The 24,684-nt window shown below is 73.9% G+C and carries 22 protein-coding genes; 5 read left to right on the forward strand and 17 right to left on the reverse strand.

The window, feature by feature from the left end; genetic code table 11:
- Positions 1–47: 47 nt before the first annotated feature.
- From KIT14_08205 to KIT14_08220, 4 genes are all read right to left on the reverse strand, one after another.
- Positions 48–1,703, reverse strand: coding sequence for a hypothetical protein (locus tag KIT14_08205; protein MCW5890520.1), 1,656 nt, complete (start codon positions 1,701–1,703; stop codon positions 48–50).
- Between the two features lie 466 nt (positions 1,704–2,169).
- A complete protein-coding gene (locus tag KIT14_08210; GenBank protein ID MCW5890521.1) occupies positions 2,170–3,090 on the reverse strand; it encodes a GAF domain-containing protein in 921 nt (306 codons plus the stop codon).
- 100 nt (positions 3,091–3,190) lie between these two features.
- Complete coding sequence (locus KIT14_08215; GenBank protein ID MCW5890522.1) at positions 3,191–4,426, reverse strand: LL-diaminopimelate aminotransferase; 1,236 nt, start codon at positions 4,424–4,426, stop codon at positions 3,191–3,193.
- 79 nt (positions 4,427–4,505) lie between these two features.
- Complete coding sequence (locus KIT14_08220; GenBank protein ID MCW5890523.1) at positions 4,506–5,558, reverse strand: zinc-dependent alcohol dehydrogenase family protein; 1,053 nt, start codon at positions 5,556–5,558, stop codon at positions 4,506–4,508.
- 614 nt (positions 5,559–6,172) lie between these two features.
- On the opposite strand from KIT14_08220, the gene KIT14_08225 reads away from it, so the two are divergent.
- Complete coding sequence (locus KIT14_08225; GenBank protein ID MCW5890524.1) at positions 6,173–6,667, forward strand: hypothetical protein; 495 nt, start codon at positions 6,173–6,175, stop codon at positions 6,665–6,667.
- Positions 6,668–6,674: 7 nt separating this feature from the next.
- On the opposite strand, the gene KIT14_08230 is transcribed toward KIT14_08225, so the two are convergent.
- The 10 genes from KIT14_08230 to KIT14_08275 form a co-directional block, all read right to left on the reverse strand.
- Positions 6,675–7,742, reverse strand: coding sequence for a dihydrodipicolinate reductase (locus KIT14_08230; GenBank protein MCW5890525.1), 1,068 nt, complete (start codon positions 7,740–7,742; stop codon positions 6,675–6,677).
- Positions 7,743–7,746: 4 nt separating this feature from the next.
- Positions 7,747–8,103 (reverse strand): response regulator, encoded by a 357-nt coding sequence (locus tag KIT14_08235; GenBank protein ID MCW5890526.1) that lies wholly within the window; start codon positions 8,101–8,103, stop codon positions 7,747–7,749.
- 2 nt (positions 8,104–8,105) lie between these two features.
- The gene (locus KIT14_08240; GenBank protein ID MCW5890527.1) at positions 8,106–10,160 is read right to left on the reverse strand and encodes a GAF domain-containing protein; all 2,055 of its coding nucleotides are present in this window, start codon (positions 10,158–10,160) and stop codon (positions 8,106–8,108) included.
- Between the two features lie 62 nt (positions 10,161–10,222).
- On the reverse strand, positions 10,223–11,707 hold the full coding sequence (gene hpnR / locus KIT14_08245) for a hopanoid C-3 methylase HpnR (protein ID MCW5890528.1): 1,485 nt from the start codon (positions 11,705–11,707) through the stop codon (positions 10,223–10,225).
- A 36-nt stretch (positions 11,708–11,743) separates the two neighbouring features.
- The gene (locus KIT14_08250; protein ID MCW5890529.1) at positions 11,744–12,790 is read right to left on the reverse strand and encodes an acyl-CoA dehydrogenase family protein; all 1,047 of its coding nucleotides are present in this window, start codon (positions 12,788–12,790) and stop codon (positions 11,744–11,746) included.
- A gap of 9 nt (positions 12,791–12,799) precedes the next feature.
- A complete protein-coding gene (locus tag KIT14_08255) occupies positions 12,800–13,972 on the reverse strand; it encodes an acyl-CoA dehydrogenase family protein (GenBank protein MCW5890530.1) in 1,173 nt (390 codons plus the stop codon).
- A 215-nt stretch (positions 13,973–14,187) separates the two neighbouring features.
- Positions 14,188–15,390, reverse strand: coding sequence for a chloride channel protein (locus KIT14_08260; GenBank protein MCW5890531.1), 1,203 nt, complete (start codon positions 15,388–15,390; stop codon positions 14,188–14,190).
- A gap of 108 nt (positions 15,391–15,498) precedes the next feature.
- Entirely contained in the window at positions 15,499–15,738 is a 240-nt protein-coding gene (locus KIT14_08265; GenBank protein ID MCW5890532.1) for a hypothetical protein, read from the reverse strand.
- Between the two features lie 285 nt (positions 15,739–16,023).
- Positions 16,024–16,431: a hypothetical protein gene (locus tag KIT14_08270; protein MCW5890533.1), complete on the reverse strand. Its 408-nt coding sequence runs from the start codon at positions 16,429–16,431 to the stop codon at positions 16,024–16,026.
- A gap of 111 nt (positions 16,432–16,542) precedes the next feature.
- The gene (locus tag KIT14_08275) at positions 16,543–17,685 is read right to left on the reverse strand and encodes an FIST C-terminal domain-containing protein (GenBank protein MCW5890534.1); all 1,143 of its coding nucleotides are present in this window, start codon (positions 17,683–17,685) and stop codon (positions 16,543–16,545) included.
- A 73-nt stretch (positions 17,686–17,758) separates the two neighbouring features.
- Between KIT14_08275 and KIT14_08280 the strand changes: the two genes are divergently transcribed.
- Positions 17,759–19,405, forward strand: coding sequence for an ATP-dependent DNA ligase (locus KIT14_08280; protein ID MCW5890535.1), 1,647 nt, complete (start codon positions 17,759–17,761; stop codon positions 19,403–19,405).
- Positions 19,406–19,459: 54 nt separating this feature from the next.
- Here KIT14_08280 and KIT14_08285 read toward each other — a convergent pair whose 3' ends face one another.
- Positions 19,460–20,356, reverse strand: a complete 897-nt coding sequence (locus tag KIT14_08285; GenBank protein MCW5890536.1) for a 2-oxoacid:ferredoxin oxidoreductase subunit beta — start codon at positions 20,354–20,356, stop codon at positions 19,460–19,462.
- Positions 20,357–20,484: 128 nt separating this feature from the next.
- A complete protein-coding gene (locus tag KIT14_08290; GenBank protein MCW5890537.1) occupies positions 20,485–22,374 on the reverse strand; it encodes a 2-oxoacid:acceptor oxidoreductase subunit alpha in 1,890 nt (629 codons plus the stop codon).
- Between the two features lie 272 nt (positions 22,375–22,646).
- Between KIT14_08290 and KIT14_08295 the strand changes: the two genes are divergently transcribed.
- On the forward strand, positions 22,647–23,180 hold the full coding sequence (locus tag KIT14_08295) for a type 1 glutamine amidotransferase (protein MCW5890538.1): 534 nt from the start codon (positions 22,647–22,649) through the stop codon (positions 23,178–23,180).
- Positions 23,181–23,231: 51 nt separating this feature from the next.
- Here KIT14_08295 and KIT14_08300 read toward each other — a convergent pair whose 3' ends face one another.
- Positions 23,232–23,837, reverse strand: coding sequence for a class II aldolase/adducin family protein (locus tag KIT14_08300; protein MCW5890539.1), 606 nt, complete (start codon positions 23,835–23,837; stop codon positions 23,232–23,234).
- A gap of 287 nt (positions 23,838–24,124) precedes the next feature.
- Between KIT14_08300 and KIT14_08305 the strand changes: the two genes are divergently transcribed.
- The gene (locus tag KIT14_08305; GenBank protein ID MCW5890540.1) at positions 24,125–24,385 is read left to right on the forward strand and encodes a hypothetical protein; all 261 of its coding nucleotides are present in this window, start codon (positions 24,125–24,127) and stop codon (positions 24,383–24,385) included.
- 29 nt (positions 24,386–24,414) lie between these two features.
- A complete protein-coding gene (locus tag KIT14_08310) occupies positions 24,415–24,681 on the forward strand; it encodes a hypothetical protein (protein MCW5890541.1) in 267 nt (88 codons plus the stop codon).
- The last annotated feature ends 3 nt before the right edge of the window (positions 24,682–24,684 follow it).

Raw genomic sequence — 24,684 nt, forward strand, 5'->3', positions numbered from 1 at the left:
GCCCCTGCTTGCGCGTCGGGACCCGCGGGGTCAAGGGCAACGCAGGCTCAGCCGCGTGCGCGCACGACGTGCTCGAGCGCGCGGGCGCGCGACAACGTCGGCGTCGTCGTGCGACGCTCCGCGAGCGCGGCGGCGAAGCTCGGGGCCGGGTCCGCCGAGCCGGGGATCAGCACCGCCATCGGCGTGTTCTCGGGCGCCGCGAGCTGCGCGACGAGCCCGCACGCGCCGCGCGGCGGCAGCGCGAGGTCGACGACGAGGAAGTGCGGATGGACGATCTCGACGAGGTCGGCCGCCTGCTTCGCGTCCCAGCCGATCGAAACCGACATGCCGGCGCGGGTGAGCGCCTGGCGCAGGCTGATGAGGGCGTTCGCGTCGGTTCCCGCGGCGAGCACGCGGCCGCCGCGAGCCGCGACGGGCGCGAGCAACGCGAGCAGCGCGTCGGGGTCCGGCGGGCGCGCGGCGGGCTCGACGCGGCCGAGCAGGAGCACGTCGTCGCTGCCCGGCTCCACGAGACAGCCCAGCATCGGTGCCGACACGCCGGCGGCGCGCAGCGCGGCCATCGCGGCGAGCGTGCCGGGTCCGCACAGGTTCACGAGGATGCGTCCGGGGGCCGCGGCCGCGACGCGGGCGGCGATGTCGCCGCCCGCCGCGAGCGCGACGACGCCGTCGTCGGCGGGCCACACCGCCGGGTCGGCGTCGAGCAGCACGATCGGGCCGTCGGGCGCCGCCTCGCGGCGCACGGCCGGCGCGGCGTCCGGCGCGGCGTCTGGGGGCACCGACGGCGTGCGCAGGCGCTCGATCTCCGCCCGTGCCGCGGCTTCGCCGGCGGTGAGGCGTGCGATCTCGGCGGCGACCCGGCGGGTCTCGTCGTCGTGCGCGAGGATCTGCCGCTGCGCCTCCGAGAGGGCGCCGCGCAGGGCCTCCGCCTCGGCGACGGCGTGGGCGCGGGCCTGCTCGGCCGTTTCGGTGAGCGAGCGGGCGTGCTCCAGCGTCGCGTCGCGATCGGCGCCGGCGCGCTCGAGTGCGCCGGCGAGCTCGTCGCGCGCGCGCCACTGCGCCGCGACCGTCTCCTCGAGCTCGGCGGCGAGGCGATCGCGCTCGCTCTCGAGTGCGCTCGCGCGCTCGCGGGCCTGCACGGCCGTGTCCTCCGCGGCGGCGACCTGCGCGCTCCACCGCGTCTCGGCGGCGACGATCTCGGCACGGGCGGCGTCGGCGCTGCGCTCGAGCTCCTCGCGCAGCGTGCGCAGCGCGGCCATCTCGGCGTCGCGGTCGGCGTGCCCGGCCCGCGCCGCCGTCAGCTCGGCGTCGAGCGCGGCCTGCGCGGCCGTGGCGGCGTCGTGCGCCATCCGCAGGCGAGCCGTCTCGTCGGTGAGGCGCACGATCTGGTCGCGCGCGAGGCGCGCCTCGCTCTGTGCCTCGCCGAGCTGCGTGCGGACCTGCGCCAGCTCGCCGGCCGCCGCCGCTCGCGCGGTCTCGGCGCGCCGGCCGAGGTCGGCCGTCTGTCGCAGCAAGCGCTCGCGGTCCGCGGCACCCTGCTCGTCGAGCACGGCGACCGCCTCCATGTGGAGGATGATGGCCTGCGCCTCGGCGAGCGATTCGCGCAGGGCCTCGAGCTCCGTCGTGGCCAGCACGCGCGCGGCTTCGGTGGCCGACAGCTGCGCGCGGACCACCCCGAGCTCGTCCTCGTGCCCCGCCCGCGTCACCGCGAGCGTATCCTCGAGGCGCGCCGCGCGCGCCTGGGCGGCAGCCAGCCCCGCGGCCTGCCGCTCGTGCTGGTCCTCGAGCGCGCGGCCGCGGGTGCGGGCCTCGGCGAGGGCCGCCTCCGCGTCGGCAGGGCGGCGTGCGCCGTGTGCCCGCCTCGTCGCGCCAGCGCGCGATCAAACCGCCGCGCTCCTCGCGCAGGCTCTCGGCGACGGCCGCGAGCGCCTCGGCGCGCTCGGTCGCGGCCGCTGCCCGCGCCCGCAGCTCGTCGGCGGCACGCTGCACTGCTCGCGCGCGACGCAGGCGCCGTGCTCGGCGCCGGCGGGGCGCTCCGCTTCCGCAGTCGCGCGGCGCACCTCGTCGCGCAGGGCGAGGATCGTCGTGTCGGCGGTCGCGAGGCGCGGTGCGAGGCGCCCTCGGCGTCGGCGACGGCGGCAGCCCCGCTGCGCCTCGGCGGCGGCGGTGATCTCACCTGGGCGGCGCGCCAGGTCTCCTCGCGGTCGACCGTCGCGCGGGCGACGAGCGCCGGCGATCTCGTCGGCGATGGCCGAGCCCGCTCCGCGACGCCGCAGGCTCGGCGGCCAGCGCGCTCGCGCCGGCGCTCGGTCGCGAGGGCGCCCTCGGCGTCGACGGCGGCGCGCGAGCGCTCGTCGCCGGAGCGGGCGTTCTCGACCTCCGAGCCCGGAGAGCACGCGGCGCAGGCGCTCGCGGCGCTCGGGCTCCACACCGCGTCGCCAGCTGATCGGCCACGGCGCCGACGCCCGGCAGCGCGCGCGCCCACTCGAGCAGCCGGCCGACCTCGGCGACGACCGGCGCGACGCCGCGCAGCGCCTGCTCGGCGATCGTGTCGAGCAGCGCGGGCGTCGTCCGGCGCCGGCGCTGCCCGGCGCGGGCGCGGTGATGGATGGTCTCGACGAGCCGCGCGATCACGGCCAGGCGCTCGCCGCCGCCGACGAGCGCGGCGTCGGCGAAGGTGTCGGCGTCGGCTCCGACGAGGAGGACGACGGCGAGCGGGCGGCCGTCGACGACGAGCGGCAGGCAGGCGATCGCGCCGGCCGGCTCCCCGTCGGGCACGAGCACGGGCAGGGGGGCCTCGTCGCTCGCGACGACCACCCGCGGCCGGCGGTCGCGCAGGCAGGCGAGGGCGGCGTCCCAGCCGCCGTCGCCGGCGCGCATGATCCGCAGGATGCGGCAGCCCTCGTCCGACAGCCCGACCTCGGCCGCCAGGCGCAGCGTCGCCTCGCCCCAGCCGAACAGGCAGACGGCGCCGCCCGTCGCGCCGAGGCTACGCACGAGCGTGCCCAGCGCCGGGTCGAGCCGTTCCTCCGGGGCGTGCGGCCGCCCGGCAGATCCTGCCGACGGCACGAGCGCGAGGGGTGCCGCGTCCATCACCTGTCCCCGCTAGCTAGCTGCGTGCCGGACGTGGTCCTGGCGCGAATCCATCAAGCCCTGCTTCGGCCGGAACCGCCGCGGACTTGAGCGCCGGCGGTCAGAACACGGGCTGGATCGAGCGCAGCCGCTCCTCGGCGGCCGCCATGAGGGCGTCTTCGGCGCGCTCGTCGGCCGCCTCGTAGGTGACCGAGAAGCGCAGATGGGGCCCCGCGTCGTCCCACGGCACCGTCACGATCGAGTGCTCGTGGATGAGGAATTGACTCGCGGCCTCGGCGTTCTCGAAGGTGCGGCCGCTCGCGGTCCCCTTCGGCGACGGGGTGTAGAGGAAGTAGGTACCCCCCGGCATCGCGCAGGTGAAGCCGCAGCGGCCGAGCATCGCCACCAGCTTCTCGAGCCGGCGGCGGTACTTCGCGCGTATCCCCTGCCAGATGGCGGGGTCGTCGAGCGCGGCGACGGCGGCCTTCTGGATGGCGATGAACTGGCCGGAGTCGCCGTTGTCCTTCACGTCGGCGAGCGCCTGGACGAGCGTCGGGTGGCCGCAGAACCAGCCGAGGCGCCAGCCGATCATGTCGAAGCCCTTCGACAGCGAATGGATCTCGAGGCCGACGTCCATCGCGCCGGGGACGGACAGGAAGGAGAGGGGCTCGCCGTCGTAGCAGAGGAGGCCGTGCGCGGCGTCCTGCACGACGATGACCTCGTTGGCGCGCGCGAAGTCGACCACGCGGCGGTAGAAGTCGGTGGTGGCGAGGCGTCCGGTCGGGCTGTTCGGGTAGTTGATGACGAGCAGCTTGGCGCGCCGGCGCACGTCGGCGGGGATGGCGTCGAGATCCGGCAGGAAGCCGTTCTCGCGCAGCAGCGGCAGGCGGTGCACCTCGCCGCCGAAGTACCGCGTGGCGGTGCCGGCGACCGGATAGCCGGGGACGGTCATGAGCGTCACGTCGCCGGGGTCGATGAAGCACGCCGGCACCATCGCCAGCGCGGGCTTCGAGCCGATGCAGTGGTTCACCTGCGTGGCGGCGTCGAGCCCGACGCCGAAGGTGCGCTGCATGAAGCGCGCGACGGCCTCCTTGAACTCGGCGATGCCGTTGTCGGCGTAGCCGCGGTTCTCGGGGCGGTCGATCTCCGCCTTCATCCGCTCGCGCACGGCGGCCGGCGCCATGCCGTCGTTCTCGCCGATGCCGAAGTCGATGAGCGTACGCTCGGGGTGCTCGGCCAGCGCCTGCCGCTTGGCGCGCTTGATCTTCTCGAACTTGTAGATGTCGGTGCCCTTGCCGTAGCCGGCACCGCCGATGCGCTCGGCGAAGAGGGACTGGAACCAGGGATCGGCGCTCATGGGGTCCCGGTTCTAGCGGCGGCGCTCCGGCGCGACAAGGACGGGCCGCGGCCCGCGCGCGCCGGTCCGTGGTGTTCGCTCAGTACTGCCCGATCACCGTCACCCCGAGCGTCCGGTATTGGTCCATCGCCTCGAGGACGCTGCTCGCCTCTTCGAGCCCGATCGTCCTCGTGACCAGCTTGCCGGGATCGAGCCGCCCGGCCTCGACCATGCGCAGCATGCCCGCGAAGTGCGGCGCCTGCATGCCGAGCGAGCCGAGGATGCGGATCTCCTTCAGCACGATGATGTCGATCGGCAGCGCGATCTCGCCCTTCTCGGCGCCCGAGGTGAGGCCGACCTGCACGTGCCGCCCGCGCTTGCGCACGCACATCACCGAGTTGCGACAGGTGGCGGCGATGCCGAGGGCGTCGAGCGAGACGTGCGCGCCGCCGCCGGTGAGGCCCATGATGGCGCCGATCGGCTCGTCCTTGGCGGCGTTGATGGTGTGCATCGCGCCTTCCGTCTTCGCCGCCGCGAGCTTCTCGTCGGAGACGTCGACGGCGATGACGTTGGCGCCCTGCGCCGCCGCGATCTGTACCGCCGAGAGCCCGACCCCGCCGCAGCCGTGCACGGCGACCCACTCGCCGGCGCGCACCTGGCCCTCGTCGACGACGGCGTGGAACGCGGTCATGTAGCGGCAGCCCATGCTGGCGGCGTCGACGAAGGAGACCGATTCGGGCAGCCCGACGAGGTTCACGTCGGCGTTGGGCATGCCGACGTAGCGCCCGTACCCGCCCCCGTAGGCGACGCCCGGCACGAGCGGCGTGTCGCAGACGTTCTGATGCCCGCTGCGGCACCACTCGCAGGTGCCCTCGCCCTGCGAGAAGGGCACGATCACGCGATCGCCCTTCTTCCAGCGTCGCGTCTCCGGCCCGACCTCCTCGATCACGCCGCAGAACTCGTGCCCCATGACGTGCGGCATCGGCAGCACGATCCCGACCCAGCTCCAGTCCCCCGTCCAGAGATGCCAGTCGGTCCGGCAGATGCCGTTCGCCTCGACGCGGATGATCGCGCCGTTCGGCGGACACTGCGGATCGGGCATGTCGCGAACGACGAGCGGCTTGCGGATGGCTTCGAGTACGGCGGCGCGCATGACGGGTCCTCCTTGGTGCGGGTGGGCGGGCGGCTCGGTGCCTACACCAGCGGGCGCGGACGGGGAAAGCCCCGGGGGCACATGGCGAAGTTGCCCAGGGCGCCGCAAGAACGCTAACCAACCCGCGACTTCGCGACGATGCGCAAGCGGATCGGCGCCTACCGGAGCTCGAATGCGACGGCGGTAGGTCGGGACGGGAAGAATGCCACCAGAATCGGATGCATCCTCCTCGCCAGTCCGGTCTTCTTCCCGCGTGAGGCTGGGTACGACAGCCGCACGATTGGGCGAAGTTCAACCTCCGTGGCCAAGGTTACGATCTCACCGCAGGCGAGGGACGACGGCGTACGAGAGCGCGTGCGCGGTGACGGCGGAGCACTCGCTACCGGTGCTCGAGGCTGCCACGGGCGCCCCGGCTCGTCGGCCACGCCGCCCCGCGGAGCGGCCCGACGAGCGTTTGCTCGACTGGCACAATGCGGAGCGCGTTCTCGGGTGATGTCCGCTCGCCTTGGGCTGATGCGGTCTATCGCGTGGGATCGTCATCCCCGCTTCACCTGCCGCCATGCGCCCTGCTATGTCCGCCGCACTTTCGACCCACCCAAGGGGGAGGACTCGTGATGGCGGATCGGCGAAGCGGGCGTGCGACGTGGCTCGGGATCGGGATCGTGCTCGTGGTGGCGGCGACGGCGGGCGCGCAGATGGGGCAGGCGGGGACGGGATGCTGCTGCGTCACCGACGGGATCGCCTACCGGTGCTCGGACCTGACGCAGGCGGAGTGCCTGAAGCAGGAGCCGCAGGCGCCGAAGTTCGACACCAAGGCCGACTGGAAGGCGGCCTGGGGCAAGTTCGTGGAGGCCTCGAAGACGCAGGAGGCGCGGCCGATGAGCGGGGGGTGGATCGCCGAGTCGTGCCTCGACGACATCAACCCGAAGACGGGCGAGCCGAAGGGTGCGCCGACCGGGTGCTGCTGCTATCCGCCGGCCGAGGCGGGGGGCGCGCCGACCTGCAAGGCCAGCGTCACGGAGTTCGACTGCAAGGCCGAGTGCTCGCTCCTGAAGGACGGCCGCCTGCCGTCGGGCTGCACCTGGAACGCGGGCGCCTGCGCCCACTGAAGCGCGGCTAGAGGAGCCCGCGCCCCGTCACCAGCGGCAGGTCGAGCGTCGAGAGGATGCCCGGCCGCGCCGCGCAGACGGCGGGGATCGCATGGACGAGGCGTGCGGCCGCCGTCGCGTTGCCCGCGTCGGCGGCGCTGCCGCCGCCGGCGTGCAGCGTGACGGCGACCTCGAACGACGGCTCGCCCGTCACCAGGACGGCGTAGCTGCCGCGCTGGCCGGGGGCGGGCTGCGGCCACTCCGGCGCGCACGTCGGGTCGATGCGGGTGACGTGCTCGCAGACGACGCGCGGCCGGCCGGCGACGACGCCCTGCACCTCGAAGCGGAACGCGCCCTGCGTGCCCGCCTCGAAGACGCCCATCTCCGGCGTGTCGATGGTGCGCGCGAGCGGCCGCCGCTCGACCACGATCTCGACGCCGTCGAGGCGGACGCCGAGCCCGTCGGCGAGGACGCGCACCATCGACCCCCACACCATGTCGAGCGCGCCGGGGAAGAGCATCGGCGGCGTCTCGCCCAGGGGGCGGCCGAAGCCGATGAGGTTGCGGACGGCGTGCGGCTGGTCGTAGGTCGCGTAGTCGAAGATCTCGCGGCAGCGCAGCTCGTCGATGCGGGTGGCGACGCCCGAGAGGACGAGCGGCAGCAGGTCGACGGCCCAGCCGGGATCGATGCCGGAGACGAAGATCGACGTGCCGCCGCCGCGGCAGGCCTCCTCCACGCGGGTGCGGAGGTCGTCCGGCACCGACGGCGGATGCAGCAGCAGGTAGATCGCGCTCGAGACGACGTTGGCGCCGGCGGCGAGGCAGCGCAGCACGTCGTCGACCGCGTCGCCGGGACGCGTGTCGCCGGTGGCGGTGTAGACGACGGCGTCGGGACGCAGGCCGAGGACGGCGTCGACGTCGTTGGTGGCGACGACGCCCGTCGCGGGGAGGCCGGCGAGCGTGCCGGCGTCGCGGCCCACCTTGGCCGTATCCGAGACGAGGACGCCGATCAGCTCGAGGGCGCGGTTGGCGACGACGGCCCGGATCGCGGGCTTGCCTGCGTTGCCGGTCCCCCAGACCACCACGCGATGCGGCATGGCGTCAGCAGTAGGTCGCGACCATCTGCAGGAGCCGCTCGTGGTCGAGCGGCTTCACCAGCGCGTCGACGACGCGGCTGCGCACCTTGTCGGCGGCGCTGGGGTCGGCGGTGATCACCACGACGGGCACGTCGGCCACGCTCGCGTCCTGGCGTTGGGCGTCGAGGAAGGCGCAGCCGTTCATCACCGGCATGAAGAGGTCGAGCACGACCATGCAGGCGCCGTCGGCGCGCAGCAGCGTCAGGGCTTCGCCGCCGTCCGCGGCCGCGGCGACCGTGTAGCCCTCGGACTCGAGCAGCGCGACCAGCGACTCGCGTACGTCGGCGTCGTCCTCCACCACCAGGATCGGCTTGTGTCCCATCGTCATCCTCGACTTCCCTCGGCGACGCTCGATGCTCCGCTATCCGGAACGGCGTCGGACGGCAACGTAGCGGGCGCAGCCATCTCCGCCGCGGGCAACGTGACCGTGAAGGTGGCGCCGCGGCCGTCGCCGTCGCTCGCCGCTTCGACGCGGCCGCCGTGCAGCTCGACGAGGTGGCGCACGATCGCGAGGCCGAGGCCGAGCCCGCCCTCGCGCCGCGTCGCGGCGGCCTCGCGGTGCACGAAGCGATCGAAGACGCGGTCCACGAAGTCGGACGGAATGCCGCAGCCGGAGTCGTGCACGACGATCCGCACCGCGTCGTCGTGCCGGACGACGGCGACGCACACCTCGCCGCCGCGCGGCGTGAACTTGACGGCGTTGCTGAGCAGGTTCCACGCGATCTGCTGGAGGCGATGCGGGTCGCCGGCGACGACGAGGGGCAGGTCGGGCAGCTCGTGACGGAGCGTCACGCCCTTGGCCTCGGCGGTCGGAGCGAGCATCTCGACGGCGGCGCGCATCGACTCGCGGACGTCGACCGGGCGCGGCTCGAGACGCAGGCGGCCGGCCACGATGCGTGACACGTCGAGCAGGTCCTCGATCAGCCGCGACTGCGCGCGCGCCGCGCGCTCCATGCCGGCGAGCCCGTGCGTGATGCGGGTCGGATCGGCCTCGCGCCGGAGCGCGCGCAGCCAGTTGAGGATGGCGGTGAGCGGCGTGCGCAGCTCGTGCGAGAGCACCGACAGGAACTCGTCCTTCACCCGCGTCGCCGCCTCGGCGGCCTCGCGGGCGCCGCGCTCGCGCTCGAGGAGGCTCGCGTTGTCGAGCGCGATCGCCGCCTGCGCGGCGAGGCCGCTCACCACCCGCTCGGCGCGCTCGGTGAAGACGCCCGGCTCGGGATGGCCGAAGAAGAGGCCGCCGAGGACGGCCCCGTCGCGCGACACGACCGGGACGGCGAGGTAGCTCGCGACCGGCAGGTGGCCTTCGGGCATGCCGCGGTGGGGCGGGTTCTGCCCGTAGCGCGCGTCCCGGCGCACGTCGCCCAGGCGGACGTTGCCCTCGCCGCGGAACGTCGGGCCGAAGAGGGCGGTGTTGCGCGGCAGGGGAAAGCGCGCGAACGCGTCGCGCGGCACGCCCGAGAGCGTATAGAGCGTGTACGACTCTCCCTGCGCGTCGACCTTGTTGTAGAAGAACGCGCCGAAGCGGGCGCCGCTCGCCTGCACGGCGGCGTCGGTCACCGACTGCACGAGACGGTCGACGTCGAGCTCGGCGACCAGCCGCTGCCCGACCTGGTTCACGGTGTCGAGGATCTCGGCGGTCTCGCGCAGCGCGTCCTCGGCGCGCTGCTGCGCGGTGCGGTCGATGAGCCAGCTCACGCCCTCGCCGGGACGGACGCGCGCGCCGGCGCACAGGATCGGAAGGTATGAGCCGTCGCGCCGGCGGATGTCGGACACGAACGGCGCGCAGACGCCGCGCATGTGGATCTCGTCGAGGGCGCGCTCGTGGCGCGCGAGGCGATCGGCGCCGACCAGGGTGCGCCAGTCGAGCTCGCCGCGCGCCAGCGCCTCGCGGTCGTAGCCCAGCATGCGCAGGAGGGCGTCGTTCGCGTCGGTGATGCGGCCGTCGTCGTGCCAGAAGAGGATGCCGATCATGTTCGACTCGACCACGGCGCGAAATCGGCTCTCGCTTTCGACGAGCCGCTGCTGCGCCGCGCGCCGGTGGGCGAGCTCGGCGGCGAGGCGGTCGCGGTCGGCGCGCTGGCGACCGGCGACGAGGCTGATGAGCGCGCCCTCGGCGAGGAAGATGCCGAGGCGCACGAGCTGCGCCAGCGGCGAGGCCGGCGGCGGCGCGAAGACCAGCGCCGCCATCAGGCCGGACGCGGCGGCGGCGGCGAGGCCCGGGCCGACGCCGCCGGCCCAGGCCGACAGCACGACGGCGCCGAAGTAGAGGATGAAGGGCACCTGCCCGCCGAGCACGGGATCGAGCGCGAGCTTCGTCACCGTCGCGACGCCGACGGCGAGGAGCGCGATCCCGTAGGGAGCGATGCCGCGCGCTTGCACGGGGCGCAGGATGCGGGGAGGCCGCCCGGTCGTCAACGCGCGACGTGACGTCGCGGCGCGGATCAGGCGCCGGCGACCGCGCTGGCGCGGTGCACGTAGAGCGCCTCCGCCGGGGGCCGGACGTGGGTCCCGCCCGGCAGCGACAGCTCGCAGGTCACGGGTCGGGCGTGGTCGGCGAGCAGGCGGTCGACGTCGTAGACGCCGCCGAACTTCCACAGCATGCGCAGGAAGTTCGTCTGCCCGCGCGCGAGCAGGCGCGCGGTGACGCCGAAGACGTCCCACAGCGCCCGCCAGCCGAGGTGCTTCCTGTTGAGCACGTCGATGGTGCGCGTGAACTCTTCGTAGAAGCGGCGCAGGGGCAGGCGCGTCGGGAGCACGGCGTGCTGGACGTCGAAGAGGCGGTAGTCGCGGGTCGTGAAGCGGCGCGACTCGGTGTGCCAGGTTTCGGTGCCGGGGTAGGGCGTGTTGACCGTCAGGTTGACGATCTCCGGAACCTCGAGCGCCCACTCGCGCACCACCTGGAAGCGGCGCTCGTCCCAGTCGGGGTCGGCGATGAGGTTGATCGCGACCACGATGCCGAGATGGCGCGCGACCTCGAGCGCACGGGTGTTGTCGCCGAGGTGGACGCGCTTGCGATGGAGCCGGAGGCCCTCCTCGTCGATCGCCTCGATGCCGAGGAACATGTAGCGCAGGCCGAGCTTCGCCCAGCGCGCGAAGACCTCGGGGTGGCGCAGCAGCACGTCGGCGCGGGTCTCGAGGTAGAACTGCTTGCGTACGCCCCGCCGCTCCATCGCGTCGGCGATCGCCATGCCGTCCTCGGGGCGCACGAACGCGACGTCGTCGACGAGGAAGACGTTGGGCTCGGCGATGCGCGCCAGCTCCGCGGCGCAGGCCTCGGGCGAGCGCTTGCGGTAGCTGCGGCCGTAGAACGTCCACGCGCTGCAGAACGCGCAGTCCCACGGGCAGCCGCGCGTGAACTCGACCGACGCGCAGGGGTCGAGCTCGCCGATGAAGTACTTGCGCCGGCGGCGGGTGAGATGGCGGGCGGGCGGTCGTGCGTCGAGGTCGGGCTCGAGGAGCGGGGCAGGCCCGCTGCCGGCCGCCGTGACCACGCCGGGGATGGTTTCGAGCGCAGCGCCGCCCGCGAAGGCGTCCAGCACGCGGGCGATGACGCCTTCGCCCTCGCCGCGGACGACGCAGTCGATCGCGCCGCCGGCGTGGCGGAGCAGGTCGGCGGCGGTGAACGACGCGCTGTGGCCGCCGACCACGATGCGGCAGTCGGGCAGCTGCGTGCGTGCCTCCGCTGCCATCGCGACCACCTCGGGCACGTTGGCGAGGTAGTTGAGCGAGAAGCCGATGGCGTCGGGCCGCCAGGTGCCGAGCGCGCGGCGGTAGTCGGCGGGGCGGAAGACCTGCAGATCGAGCAGCCGCACCTCGTGTCCGGCCGCCTCGGCCGCGCCGGCGACCGTCTCGAGCCCGAGCGGCTCGAGACGCAGATAGATCTCGGAAAAGATCAGCGGGCTGGGGTGAACGAACAGGACCCGCATCGCGCGCACCCTCCCTGACGACGTGCCGCTGCGCGGCTACAGCCCGGCCGCGACCATCGCCTCCTCGAGGCGCGTCTCGGTCGAGCCGTAGAACTGCTCGAGCGTCTTCACGCGCTTGAAGAAGAAGTGCAGGTCGAGCTCCCAGGTGAAGCCGATGCCGCCGTGCATCTGGATCGCCTCGCCGCAGACGAGGCGGGCGGCGTCGCCGGCGTAGGCCTTGGCCGCGGCGCAGGCGAGGGCGGTGTCGGCGTCGCCGGCATCGACGCACCAGGCGGCGCGGTAGACGGCCGAGCGCGTCGACTCGACCCGCAGCAGCATGTCGGCGAGCCGATGCTGGAGCGCCTGGAACGCGCCGATCGGGCGGTTGAAGGTGGAGCGCGTCTGCACGTACTGGAGCGTCGTTTCGAGGGCGCGCTGCATGAGGCCGAGCAACATGGCGACGGCGCCGACGGCGGCGAGGCGGTCGACGCGTTCGAGCAGCGCCGCGTCGCCGAGCCGCGTCGCCGCGCCGTCGAACGCGACGCTGGCGAAGCGCTGCCCCGGATCGATGGTCGGCGTCGGCGTCGTGCGGAACGGGCCGTCGACGCGCCACACGCCGTCGGGGGCGACGACGCAGAGCGCGTCGGCCGCGGCGGCGAAGGGCACGAAGTGCCGCGTGCCGCGCAGGCGGCCGCCGCTCGTCTGGAGCGGCTCGGGCGGGCCGCCCGCGAAGAGGGCGTCGGCGCGCGCGATGGTGACGAGCTTCGTGCCGGCACAGAGCGGCGCGAGGAGATCGGACGACGTCTGGGCGAGCAGAGCTGCGGCGAGGTTCGTGTCGAGCAGCGGCCCGGGCAGACACACGCGACCCGCCTCCTCGCAGACGACGGCCAGCTCGACCGCCCCGAGGCCCTGGCCGCCGGCGCCGGCGGGCGCGACGAGGCCGGCGTAGCCCATCTCGGCGAGCTGGCGCCACTGCGCCGGCTCGAAGCCCTGGGCTGCGTGCTCCATCGTGCGCCGGCTCTCCTCGAGCGGCGCGGCCTTCTGGAAGTAGTCGCGGGTGGAGGAGCGGAGGAGCTGCTGGTCGTCGGAGAGCTCGAATCGCATCGGGGTCCTTCAGGCCTGGGGCAGGCCGAGCACGCGCTTGGCGACGATGTTGCGCTGGATCTCGGAGGAGCCGGAGTAGATGGTGCCGGCGCGCGACCACAGGAACTCGCGCGCCCAGTCGACGTCGGGCCGCGCGCCCGGGCTCGTGCGCAGCAGCTGCCCGCCGGGCCCGAGGAGATCGAGCGCCGTCTCGCGGAAGCGCTTGTCGAACTCGCTCCAGTAGATCTTCTCGAGCGACGACTCCGTGCCAGGCGCCTTGCCCTCGGCGAACGTGGCCAGCATGCGGATGCCGTTCGCGCGCATGACCTCGTTCTCGACGAGGAGCCGCGCGATCTTCTCGCGCGCCGCGCCGGTGAGGCGGCCGGCGCTGCGGCACGCCTCGGCAAGGCAGCCGAGGTCGCGGTCGTAGCGCTCGGAGTAGGCGAGGGAGCTGGCGCCGCGCTCGTAGGCGAGCACCGTCATGGCGATGCGCCAGCCGTCGCCGACCTGTCCGACGAGATGCTCCTTCGGCACGCGCGCGTCCTCGAAGAACACTTCGCCGAACTCGCTCTCGCCCGTGATCTGGCGCAGCGGCCGCACCGTGACGCCGGGCGTGTCGAGCTTCACGAGCACGAAGGAGATGCCGCCGTAGCGGTCCTTCGGGTCGGTGCGGCAGAGGACGAAGATCCAGTCCGCCCACGGCCCGAACGTCGTCCACACCTTCTGGCCGTTCAGGACGAAGTGGTCGCCGTCGAGGACGGCGCTCGTCTTCAGCGACGCGAGGTCGCTGCCGGCACCGGGTTCGCTGAAGCCCTGACACCAGATCTCGTCGCCCGCCAGCATCGGCGGGATGAAGCGGCGACGCTGCTCCTCGCTGCCGTGGTGGATCAGCGCCGGGCCGAGGAGGCCGATGCCGAGGATGTTCAGGATCGGCGGCGCGTCGGCCTGCGACAGCTCGGCGTCGAAGATCGACTTCTCCACCTCCGTCGCGCCGCGTCCGCCCCACTCGGCGGGCCAGTCCATGCCGAGGTAGCCGGCCTCGTAGAGCATCTTCTGCCAGGCGCGGCGCAGCGCGATGAGGCTGTCCTCGGTCGCCGCCGGGTCGCGCAGCTCCTCGCGCCACGGACGGCGCAGATTCGCGCGCAGCCAGGTGCGCAGCTGGTCGCGGAAGGCGAGGGCCTGGGGCGTGAGGTGCAGGTCCATGGGCGGGGTGTAGGAGGCGGGTCGCGCTCGTGTCAACGCCGCGGCGCGATCGTGAGTCGGCGACCCCGCCGAGGTCGCCGGCACGGCGCCGGGCATCCGGAACGCGGCCGGCATGGCGTGGAGCCTCGTCGCTGCGGCGACGGGTCGCGCCGGCGGCGTCGCCGTCGATGTGGTGGCCGCGCCGACCGTCGGGCCGCCGAGGAAGCCGTGAGCGTCTATGCGCGCCGATCGCGCTGCGCGTCCGACACCGAGGCGTCGCCCATCACCGTCTGACCGATGGCGACGGCGACGAAGCCGGCGACGGTCAGCCCGAGGTCGCGGCTCTGCTCGGCGACGAGCAGCACGCCCGCGAGCGGCAGCCGGTAGCCCGAGGCCAGGAACGTCGCCGCGCCGAGCAGCGCCAGCGGGCCGCCCGGCGGATGGCCGAGCAGGCGCTCGAGGCAGACCGACATGAGTAGCCCGGTGCACGCGAGCGAGGTGAAGACGCCGCCGCCGCCCCCGCCGTAGACCGAGGCGAGGGTCCCGGCGGCGCGAACGACGAGCGCCGCCGCCAGCACGGCCGGCGCGTGCGCCGCCCCGAGCGTCCAGGCGGCGGCGACGTAGCCCGGCCCGAACGTGATCCACCGCCCGGTGAGCGCGTGACCGCACCACGCCAGCGCGGCGAGCACGCCGGCGCCGGTCGCCGCCCGCGCCCAGGGGCCGTGCGTCTTGCCGAGGGCGCGCAGCGCCGTCAGCGCGGCGGCGAAGAGCCGCGCGCCGAGCCCGCAGGCGATCGCCAGCAGGACGATCGCGCCGAGCAGCGCCGCGTCGAGCGGCGGGCGATGCGTCAGCGCGACCAGCGGCTGCGCGCCGATCAGCGCGGTGCGGACGGCGAACGCGACCGCCGCCGCGATCGCCGCCGGGGCGAAGCGGGGCGCGTCGAGGTCGCGGCGAAACGGCACCTCGAGGCCGTAGAGCGTACCGACGCCCGGCGACGAGAAGATCGCGGCGATGCCGGCGCCGGCGCCCGCGACGACGAGCGTGCGCACCTCGTCCGGCGCGGGCGCGAAGCGTCGCAGGCGCGCGCAGCACTCGCCCAACGCGGAGCCGATCAGCGCCGACGGCGACTCGAAGCCCTGCGAGCCGCCGAGCCCGACCGTGGCGATCGCGGCCAGCAGCCGTCCGGGCACCTGGCGGAGCGGCACGTGCGCGCCGGGCGTGTGGTAGGTGACGATGTAGAGCTCGGCGGTCGACGGGTGCAGCGAGCGCGTGACGGTCGCCGCCGCCAGCACCGCGAGCGGCAGCGCGAACGCCGTCGCCACGGCCGGCCAGCCGCCCGGCAGCGCGGCGACCGCCGCCATGACGCCGCCTTCGACGCCGCCGCTCAGCGCCGCGACGGCGCCGCCCGTGAGCGCCCCGATGACCGCGGGCGCCGCCACCGTCCATACGCCTCGCCGTGCCCACGTCGCCACCGCGCTCGGATCCCCGGGGCGTGGGTCTAGCCGGCGGAGGTGCCGCGGGCAAAGGTCGCCCGCGGCCTCCGCGCGCTACTGCTCGTGCTCACCCTTCTTCTCCGCCGCGGCGTCGAGACAGGCGCGCACCGTCTCGACGTCGGTGTGGAGCTTCTTCGCGAGCTCGTCGGCGCTGATGCCGCCGCCACCCTCTTCGTAGGCGGCGACGATCTTCTCGCAGCCCTTCGACTCCGCCCGGACGGCCGGCGTCGCCAGCACGAGCGCCATACCCACCACGAGTCCCGCCGTCGCGGATCCCATCACGCGTCCCATCATGGCACCTCCTCCTCGCGTCGCCTCTCGCACAGGGTCCCCGGGCGTACAAGCATTGCCGAGGGCGGCGCGCTGCTCTCCGCGAGCAGGGGATCGGCGGCACGGTCGTCCATCCCCGGTGTGCGTCACACCACGCCAGGCGGCTCGGCAAAAGGACGGTTGTCACCTCACCGCACGCGCATGAGGCGCTTGAGCGCGTCGCGGGTGCGGCGCGCGAGGACGTCGCAGCCGAGATCGCTCGGGTGGATCAGATCGGCGTAGAGGCGCGGGTTGCCGAGCCCGAGGTCCCTAAAATCCGATGCCGAAGGCGATGCCCGCGAGCGTCGACAGGCCGTCGTGGTCGGTGTCGAAGGATACGAGCGGCCGGATCGTGATCGGCCCGCGGACGAAGTCGTAGGCGACGCCGCCCGAGCCGAAGAAGAGATCGCCGTTGCTGCGCATGCCGCCGTCGGTCGGCTCGACGACCGTCAGGCGCAGCTGCACGGTCTCGCCGAAGAACAGCACGACGGGCGTCAGCCCGGTGGGCGTCTCGGGGCCGACCGTGAGCCCCGGCGTGTTGCGCCCGAACGGGAGGCGGTACTCGCCGGGCTCGAGCGCCGCGGCGTCGCCGGTCGCGATCACGAGGATCGCCGTGGTCAGGCAGGCGCGGGTCCACCACCGCCCACCGCTTCCTTCCACCCCCGCACCTGCCCGCATGCGCCGCCTCCTCGCGCTCTGCCGCCCAGCGACAGCAAGGCACATGCCATGGACGTCGTATGCGCCGGCTCGGTGTTGCCGACCGGCCCCGTGTCAGGCGGCCGACAGATGTCAGGAGACCGGACGCCCGCGCGGACGGAAGAGCCCGAAGGCGCTCGTGTAGCCGTGCAGGAAGGTCGTGCCGTGGATGGGGCCGATCTCGCCGTTGCAGAAGAAGCCGCCGAGCGGCACGGCGCCCACGCGCTCGGCGAACAGGGCGGTGTCGTGGTCGGCGCGGCCGTACAGCCCGCGCCCGCGCCCGAGGCACGAGAAGAGGAGGGCTCCCGCCGGCTGGCCATGGTAGCGCGCGAGCAGGGCTTCGAGGTCCTCGGCGGAGGTGCGGGCGTCGCGCAGGTGGAACTGGACGACCATCGCATCGCGCACCGCGGTGCCGACCACGATCGAGGCCGAGCGCGGGTCGACGCCCAGCACGTTGCGGATGAGGAAGTCGCCGTGGCCGTACTGCTGGCAGTCCTCGCGCATGACGACGCCGAGGAAGAGCGACGAGCGGAAAAGTGTCTTGTCCTCCTGCGACGCGCGCGCGAAGATGTCCTGCAGCACCACCGCGGCGCGACGGCCGTCGAGCTCGTGGATGACGTTGCGCTCGCTGCGCGTGACGAACATCGGATCGCCGATCGGCCGGCAGCCCTGCGCGACGATGGTGTCGACCGCCACGTCGCCGGACAACGCGATCCCCACCGCGCCCGCGCGGTGCGCGGCGGCGGTCTCGAGCAGGATGTTGCCGCCGGGGGCCCGGCCGCCGCTGGCGAGGCCGCCCAGCGTCACACAGCCGGGCAGGGCCGCGTCGATGCCGCGCAGACACTCGTCGACGTCGAACGTGAACGCATCCGGCAGCAGCACGAGGGCGGCCGGCGGATCGTCGGCGAGCGCCGGCACCGCCGGCTCGGTGAGGCGCACCGGCCGCACGCGCACGCCGGGGAGCGTCGCCGCGGTGAGCGACAGGCCGGGCTCCTCCTCGAGCTCGTGTCTTCCCCCGATCACGCCCCCGGCCGAGCAGCCGACCAGCGTGCGGGCGCCGAGGGCGTCGTGGAGGCGCTGCGGCAGGGTGTCCCAGCCGGCGGTGTGATGCGGCGACACGAACGCCACCAGCAGGTCCGGCGTCGCGCCGGCGAGTCCCTCGCGCACCCGCGCGGTGGCCTCGCGCAGCGCGTCCTCCAGCCTGGGCGCGTTCGACGCCGCCGAGCTCCACCGCATGCGGCCGGTTGTAGCATGGACCGCCCGGGATGGCGTCTCGCCTGCGGTGGCGCGTCGGCTACGATCGGTGCCCATGCCGTCCGCGTCCCCGGATTCGTTCGCCGCACTGGTCGCGACCGCGGATGCGGTCGGCGCCACTCGCAGCCGGCTCGAGAAGGTGGCGGCGGTCGCCGCACGCCTGTCGGCGACGGGCGACGCCGCCCTGCCGGTCGCGGCACGCTTCTTCGCCGGGCATGCGTTCCCGCCGACCGCCGCGTGCACCACGCAGGTCGGGCCGGCGCTCGTACGTCAGGCCATCGCTGCGCTGGCGGACGCGGATGCGGCGCATCTCGGCGCCCGTGCGGTGGCGCTCGGTGACGCGGGGGACGTCGCCGGCGAGGCGCTGGCGGCGCGGCCGTCGGCGGGGCTCGGGCTCGTCGCGGTCGCCGCGCGATTGGCGGCCCTCGCAGCGGCGCCGGGCACGACGGCGCGGCGCGCGCTGCTCGTCGAGCTGCTCGGCGAGACGTCCGGGCGTGAGGCGCGCCTTCTCGTGCGGCTGCTGCTCGGCGAGCTGCGCATCGGGCTCAAGGCGGCGCAGGTCGAGGAGGCGATCGCGCGCGCGTTCGGGCGCCCGCTGGCCGACGTCCGCCGCGCCACGCAGCTCGCCGGCGACGTCGGCGAGGTCGCGCTGCTGGCGCGCCGGGACGCCCTCGCCACCGCGCGCCTGCGCCTCTTCCATCCGCTCGGCTTCATGCTGGCGCAGCCGCTGCCGACGCCCGACGCCATCGTCGCGGCGCTGCCGGCACCGTTCGCCGTCGAGGACAAGTACGACGGCATCCGTGTGCAGGCGCACGTCGCCGGCGGGCGCGTCGCCCTGTTCTCGCGTACGCTCGACGACGTGACCGCGCGCTTTCCCGAGGTCGTGGCAGCCGTCGCCGGGCTCGGCGAGGGCGTCGTAGTCGACGGCGAGCTGCTCGCCGTCGACGCGGCGGCGCCGACGCGCGCGCTGCCGTTCCAGCAGCTGCAGCAGCGGCTCGGCCGCAAGGCGCCCGGCGCGGCGCTACTGGCGCGCGTGCCGGTCGGCCTGGCGGCCTTCGACCTGCTCGCCCACGCCGGCGTGCTCGTCGTCGACGAGCCGTGGCGGGCGCGCCGTGCCCGGCTCGAAGCGCTGACGTGGCCGGCGGCGGGCGCGTGGCCGGCACCGGTGCGGCTGCTGTCCGACGCCGCCGGCATCGACGCCGCGTTCGCCGCCGCGCGTGCGGCGGGCAACGAGGGCCTCATCGTGAAGGAGGCCGGCTCGTCCTACGCGGCGGGCCGGCGCGGCGGCGCCTGGATCAAGCTGAAGCGCGCGCTCGCGACGCTCGACGTGGTGGTGGTCGCGGTCGAGCGCGGCCACGGCCGGCGGCGCGCGGTGCTCTCGGACTACACCTTCGCGGTGCGCGCAGGCGACGACGATCCGACCCTGCGCGTGGTCGGCAAGGCGTTCACCGGCCTCACCGACGCCGAGATCCTCGCGCTCACCGCGCGCTTCGAGGCGCTCACGCTGGAGCGGCACGGCGGCTGGCAGCGCGTGCGGCCGGAGGTCGTGCTCGAGGTGACGTTCGACGTGGTGCAGCCGTCCGCGCGCCACGACTCCGGCTACGCGCTGCGCTTCCCGCGCATCGTTCGCGTGCGCGACGACAAGCCGCCGTCCGAGATCGACACGCTCGCGCGCGTGGCGGCGTTGGCGGGCGGCCGCTGACGCGGCGCCGGTCCGCGTCGGCCCATCCGGCCCGACGCGGCCGGCGCGCTCCGCTCAGCCGACCGTCCAGGTCTCGTTGCCGCGCAGCAGCTTGCCCAGATCGGGCGGCGTCTTCGCCTTCGCCGCCATGATCTGGTCGTTGACGGCCGCGTCGTAGCAGCGGCGCGTGGCGGCATAGAGGACGCCGACGGGGGTGGGGAAGTCCGGCGCCTGCATGCGGGCGAGCAGGGCTGCCAGCACCGGGTTGCGCTCGTCGTGGACGACGCAGTCCGCCTCGGTGAGCCCGTGCTCGAGCGCCACCACCTCGGGCGCGAAGCCGCGCAGCACGATGCCCTTGTCGCGGTTCTTGCCGAACACCATCGGCTTGCCGTGCTCGAGGACCAGCGTGTGGTCGGCCTTGCGGGTCTTGTCGGTGAGGTGCTCGAAGGCGCCGTCGTTGAAGACGTTGCAGTTCTGGAGGATCTCGACGAACGACGCCCCGCGGTGGCCGTGGGCGCGGCGGATCGTCTCCTGCAGGTGCTTCGCCTCGACGTCGACGCTGCGGGCGACGAAGCTCGCCCCCGCACCGAGCGCCAGCGCCAGCGGATCGAACGGATGGTCGATCGAGCCGAGCGGCGTCGACTTGGTCTGCTTCCCGACCTCGGAGGTCGGCGAGTACTGCCCCTTCGTGAGCCCGTAGATGCGGTTGTTGAAGAGCAGGATCGAGAAGTCGACGTTGCGGCGCAGCGCGTGGATCAGGTGGTTGCCGCCGATCGAGAGCGCGTCGCCGTCGCCGGTGACGACCCACACGGTGAGGTCGGGACGCGCCACCTTGAGGCCGGTGGCGATGGCCGGCGCACGGCCGTGGATCGTGTGCATCCCGTAGGTGTTCATGTAGTACGGGAAGCGGCTCGAGCAGCCGATGCCGGACACGAAGACGTGGTTCTCGCGCGGGATGCCGAGCTCGGGCATCACCTTCTGGACCTGGGCGAGGATGGCGTAGTCGCCGCAGCCCGGGCACCAGCGCGGGTCCTGATCGGAGACGTAATCCTTGCGGCTCTGCGTCGCGCCGCTGCCGACGGCCGCTGCTTCGCTGCTGCTCACGCGTGCACCTCGTGCCGCTCTTCCGGCCGGTCCTGGCCGTCGAGCAGACGGACGCACCGGGAGCGGATCTCGGCCACCTTGAACGGGCGGCCCTGGATCTTGCTGAAGCCGATCGCGTCGACCAGGTACTCGGCGCGGATCATCTTGACGAGCTGTCCGAGATTCATTTCGGGCACGACGACGTGGCGGAACCGGCGCAGGACGTCGCCGAGGTCGGCGGGCAGCGGGTTCAGCCAGCGCAGATGGGCGTGCGACACCGAGCGGCCCTCACGCTGGAGATCGGTGACCGCCTGGCGGATGGGCCCGAACGTGCTGCCCCAGCCGAGGACGAGGAGATCGCCCGTCGCCGGTCCGAAGATCGCGGTCGGGCCGATCTCGCGCGTGATGCCGGCGACCTTGCGCTGCCGGATGCGCGTCATCTGCTCGTTGTTCGCGGGCGAGTAGCTGACGTTGCCCGTGCCGGACTCCTTCGAGAGGCCGCCGATGCGGTGCTCGAGGCCCGGCGTGCCGGGCCGCACCCAGGGACGGGCCAGCGTCTCCTCGTCGCGCATGTAGGGCTGGAAGCCCTCGGGGTCGGTGCGGAAGTCGACGTGGACCGCCGGGAGCTTCTCCGGGTCGGGCACGAGCCAGGGCTCGGCGCCGTTGGCGAGGAACGCATCGGACAGGATGATCACCGGCGTCATGTACTTCGCGGCGATGCGCAGCGCCTCGTAGCCGACCTCGAAGCAGTCCGACGGCGTCGACGGCGCCAGGATCGGCACCGGCGCCTCGCCGTGGCGGCCGTACATCGCCATCAGGAGATCGGCCTGCTCGGTCTTCGTCGGCATGCCCGTCGACGGGCCGGAGCGCTGGATGTCGGCGATGACGAGGGGCAGCTCGACGGACACGGCGAGCCCGACGGTCTCGGCCTTCAAGTCCATGCCGGGGCCGCTCGTCGTGGTGATCGCGAGCGCGCCGCCGAAGGCCGCGCCGAGCGCCGCGCCGACGCCGCCGATCTCGTCCTCGGCCTGCATCGTGGTGACGTCGAACTGCTTCATGCCCGAGAGCTCGTGCAGGATGTCGCTCGCCGGCGTGATCGGGTAGCTGCCGAGGAAGAGCGGCCGGCCGGCGCGGTGGGCGGCGGCGACGAAGCCGAGCGCGAGGGCCGAGTTGCCGGTGATGTTGCGGTAGAGGCCCGGCTCGATCTTCGCCGCTGCGACCTCGTACGAGATCTTCAGCAGCTCGGCGTTCTCGGCGAAGTTCCAGCCGGCGTGGAGCGCGCGCAGGTTGGCCTCGACGAGCGTCTGGTTCTTCTTGAACTTGCCGCGGACGTACTCCTCCGAGACCTCGAGCGGGCGGTGGAAGAGCCACGAGGCGATGCCGAGGCAGAAGAAGTTGCGGCAGCGGAACGTCTCGCGTGCGGACAAACCGAACTGCTTGAGCGCCGTCGTCGTGAGCTTCGTGATCTCGACCGGGAAGAGCTGCCAGCGGTCGAGCGAGCCGTCCTCGAGCGGGTTGCGGGCGTAGCCGGCCTTGCGCAGGTTGCCGTCGTTGAAGGCCTCGCGGTCGACGAGGAGGATGCCGCCGGGGCGAAGGTCGTCGAGGTTGGTCTTCAGCGCGGCGGGGTTCATGGCGACGAGGACGTCGAGGTCGTCGCCGGGGGTGAAGACCTGGTTCGTCGAGAAGTTCAGCTGGAAGGCGCTGACGCCGGCGAGGGTGCCGGCGGGGGCGCGGATCTCGGCAGGAAAGTCGGGCAGGGTGGCGAGGTCGTTGCCGGCGCGGGCCGACTCGCTCGTGAACTGCACTCCGGTGAGCTGCATGCCGTCTCCGGAGTCGCCGGCGAAGCGGATGACGATCGCGTCACGCTGCTCGACCCGCTTCGCCGTGCTCGACTGACCTTCGGACATCGTTCCTCCTGCTGCTGGGGCCGCCCCTCCGTCCGCACCGCGCCCTGTGGGCCCGCGCGGGGAGCCGGCGGATCATCGACCTACCTACCGTCCGCCCACAGGGGTTGCAACGGTGCGATGGTACGCGCGCCGCGAGGCGTTCCTCGCCGCGCCGCGGCGACGCGCGAACGCCCGTTTGGGCGGTGGTTTGTACGATCTGCCGTGCTCCGCCGGCATGCCTGCGTGCGGCGGCGGGGCCCGCGCGCGGCATGTGGCTTGCTGCCTTCGCGGGCATGGCCAGGATCGTCGTTCCCCTCGCAGAGGATTTCGAGGATGCCGAGCTCACCGTTCCGCGCGATCGGCTCGCCGCCGCCGGCCACACGCTGACCATCGTAGGACGGGACGCGGGCGAAACCGTGCGCGGCAAGCGCGGCCGGGCGTCGGCGCTGGTCGAGGCGTCGGCGGCGTCGGTCGCCGCCGACGCGTTCGACGCCTGTCTGATCCCCGGCGGCTACTCGCCGGACCACCTGCGGACCGATCGCGGTGCGGTCGCGCTGGTGCAGGCGATGATGCGGGCTCGCAAACCGGTGGCCGCCATCTGTCACGGTCCGCAGCTGCTCATCGACGCCGGCGCGGCCGCGGGACGCACGCTGACGTCGTACCCGTCGGTGCGCGCCGACCTCGAGAACGCGGGCGCCCACTGGGTCGACCGTGAGGTCGTCGTCGACGGCGCGCTGATCACGTCGCGCACGCCGGACGATCTCGATGCCTTCACGCGCGCGTTCCTCGCCGCGCTGAGCGAGGGCGCCGCGGCCCACGACGCGTGAGCACGGCGTCGCGGGGCCCGCCGCTGCGAGCCCCCCGCGACGCCGCGGCGGTCAGAAGTCGAGCTTCGGCTCGCGGCCGAGCAGGCGGCAATGGAGATACGCCTGCGCGGAGTCCTCGACGATCTCGGCGCGGTTGTACGCCTCGAGCAGCGACGGGCCGCTCGCCGCGAGGCCGTGGTTCGCGAGCAGCACGATGCGCGTGTCGGGCTTCGCCTTGTAGACGTCGACCACGAGGTCGCGCAGCTCCTCGGAGCCGGCGTTCGCGTAGGGGACGATCTGGATCTCGCCCAGGTGCGCGCGGGCCTGCCCGGTCATGTGCGGCGGCGTGATGCCGCAGCAGCCGAACGCCATGGTCGCGGTCGAGTGCGAGTGCACGACGCCGTTGACGTCCTTGCAGGTCGCGAACACGCCGGCGTGCCAGCGGTGCTCCTTCGAGGGCTTCCACTCGAAGTTGTCGAGCTGCTTCCCCGACAGGTCCATCTGCACGACGTTCCATACCGCGGTGTCGCGGAAGGTCACGCCGGTGGCCGTGCAGAAATAGCGGTCGGTGCCGGGAATGCGGATCGAGATGTTGCCGCCCGATCCCGCGGTGAGCCAGCGCTCGCTCGAGCGGTGGCAGATGTCGACGAGTTCCTTGCGAAGGTCGTGCAGATCCATGCTCGGGCGAGTATCGGCGATCGTTCCCGGATTCTCAACCCGCGGGGCGGCGCGCCCCGGGTACACGAACGTTCGCGCGCGTCCATTTCCGTGCCCTGGCGGGGGCGCGCGCTGCGCGCCGCGCACGGCGGGCGCGCGGGGCCCCGCGCCCCGCGCTCGATGCGCGCGACGCGGCCTCGGAGCGCGCCGGCGGCGGCACATCGGTTGCACTCGTCCCGCGCTGGAAACGCGGCGCACGGAAAGCTTGGTGACATGCTTGCCGCTTGCGCTCGCCGGAAGGAGGGACGATGCGACGAGGGGACATGGGCCGCACGCTGGGCGTGCTCGGCGCGGCGGGCGTGCTGCTGCTCGCGGGTGCCGGGACCGCGCGCGCGGCCGCGGAGCCGGGCTGCGGGCCGCGCGCGACGCTGCTGCGCATCGAGGAGAAGCTCTGCCCCGCCAACGACCGGCGGCCGGCGATCGTACGGCAGCGGGCGTGCTGCCTGAAGCCGGGCGGCCAGGTGCGCTGCGCGCACTTCCAGCACTGCCCGCGCAACTCGCCGTCCTGAGCGGCGCCAACGGGGGAGGTTGTCGACGCATGCGAATCACGACCGGAAGGGGAAGGACCGCGGCGCTGCTCGCCGCGGTCGTCGGCACGGTGCTCGTCGCGAGCGCGGCCGACGCCGCCAAGCTGCCGCGGCCGAAGTGCGGCGGACGCCAGGAGATGGTGCGCGTGGACGAGAAGGTCTGTCCGGCGACCAAGCGACGGCCGGCCGTCGTCATCCAGCGCGCCTGCTGCCAGAAGCCGAACGGCAAGATCCGCTGCAAGGCGTTCAAGAAGTGTCCGCGTCGCTCGCCGTCCTGACGG

This window comes from bacterium (assembly GCA_026129405.1).
Classification (GTDB): Bacteria; Desulfobacterota; Binatia; order DP-6; family DP-6; genus JAHCID01.

Excerpts from the sequence above, each read along its gene's own strand:
- KIT14_08270 (MCW5890533.1), bottom strand. The coding sequence starts at position 16,431 with ATGCGGGCAGGTGCGGGGGTGGAAGGAAGCGGTGGGCGGTGGTGGACC.
- KIT14_08285 (MCW5890536.1), bottom strand. The coding sequence starts at position 20,356 with ATGCCCGAGCTCGGCATCCCGCGCGAGAACCACGTCTTCGTGTCCGGC.
- KIT14_08255 (MCW5890530.1), bottom strand. The coding sequence starts at position 13,972 with ATGGACCTGCACCTCACGCCCCAGGCCCTCGCCTTCCGCGACCAGCTG.
- KIT14_08295 (MCW5890538.1), top strand. The coding sequence starts at position 22,647 with ATGGCCAGGATCGTCGTTCCCCTCGCAGAGGATTTCGAGGATGCCGAG.
- KIT14_08305 (MCW5890540.1), top strand. The coding sequence starts at position 24,125 with ATGCGACGAGGGGACATGGGCCGCACGCTGGGCGTGCTCGGCGCGGCG.
- KIT14_08265 (MCW5890532.1), bottom strand. The coding sequence starts at position 15,738 with ATGATGGGACGCGTGATGGGATCCGCGACGGCGGGACTCGTGGTGGGT.
- KIT14_08290 (MCW5890537.1), bottom strand. The coding sequence starts at position 22,374 with ATGTCCGAAGGTCAGTCGAGCACGGCGAAGCGGGTCGAGCAGCGTGAC.
- KIT14_08250 (MCW5890529.1), bottom strand. The coding sequence starts at position 12,790 with ATGCGATTCGAGCTCTCCGACGACCAGCAGCTCCTCCGCTCCTCCACC.
- hpnR (MCW5890528.1), bottom strand. The coding sequence starts at position 11,707 with ATGCGGGTCCTGTTCGTTCACCCCAGCCCGCTGATCTTTTCCGAGATC.
- KIT14_08280 (MCW5890535.1), top strand. The coding sequence starts at position 17,759 with ATGCCGTCCGCGTCCCCGGATTCGTTCGCCGCACTGGTCGCGACCGCG.
- KIT14_08215 (MCW5890522.1), bottom strand. The coding sequence starts at position 4,426 with ATGAGCGCCGATCCCTGGTTCCAGTCCCTCTTCGCCGAGCGCATCGGC.
- KIT14_08310 (MCW5890541.1), top strand. The coding sequence starts at position 24,415 with ATGCGAATCACGACCGGAAGGGGAAGGACCGCGGCGCTGCTCGCCGCG.
- KIT14_08230 (MCW5890525.1), bottom strand. The coding sequence starts at position 7,742 with ATGCCGCATCGCGTGGTGGTCTGGGGGACCGGCAACGCAGGCAAGCCC.
- KIT14_08220 (MCW5890523.1), bottom strand. The coding sequence starts at position 5,558 with ATGCGCGCCGCCGTACTCGAAGCCATCCGCAAGCCGCTCGTCGTTCGC.
- KIT14_08275 (MCW5890534.1), bottom strand. The coding sequence starts at position 17,685 with ATGCGGTGGAGCTCGGCGGCGTCGAACGCGCCCAGGCTGGAGGACGCG.
- KIT14_08225 (MCW5890524.1), top strand. The coding sequence starts at position 6,173 with ATGGCGGATCGGCGAAGCGGGCGTGCGACGTGGCTCGGGATCGGGATC.
- KIT14_08235 (MCW5890526.1), bottom strand. The coding sequence starts at position 8,103 with ATGGGACACAAGCCGATCCTGGTGGTGGAGGACGACGCCGACGTACGC.
- KIT14_08300 (MCW5890539.1), bottom strand. The coding sequence starts at position 23,837 with ATGGATCTGCACGACCTTCGCAAGGAACTCGTCGACATCTGCCACCGC.
- KIT14_08210 (MCW5890521.1), bottom strand. The coding sequence starts at position 3,090 with ATGGACGCGGCACCCCTCGCGCTCGTGCCGTCGGCAGGATCTGCCGGG.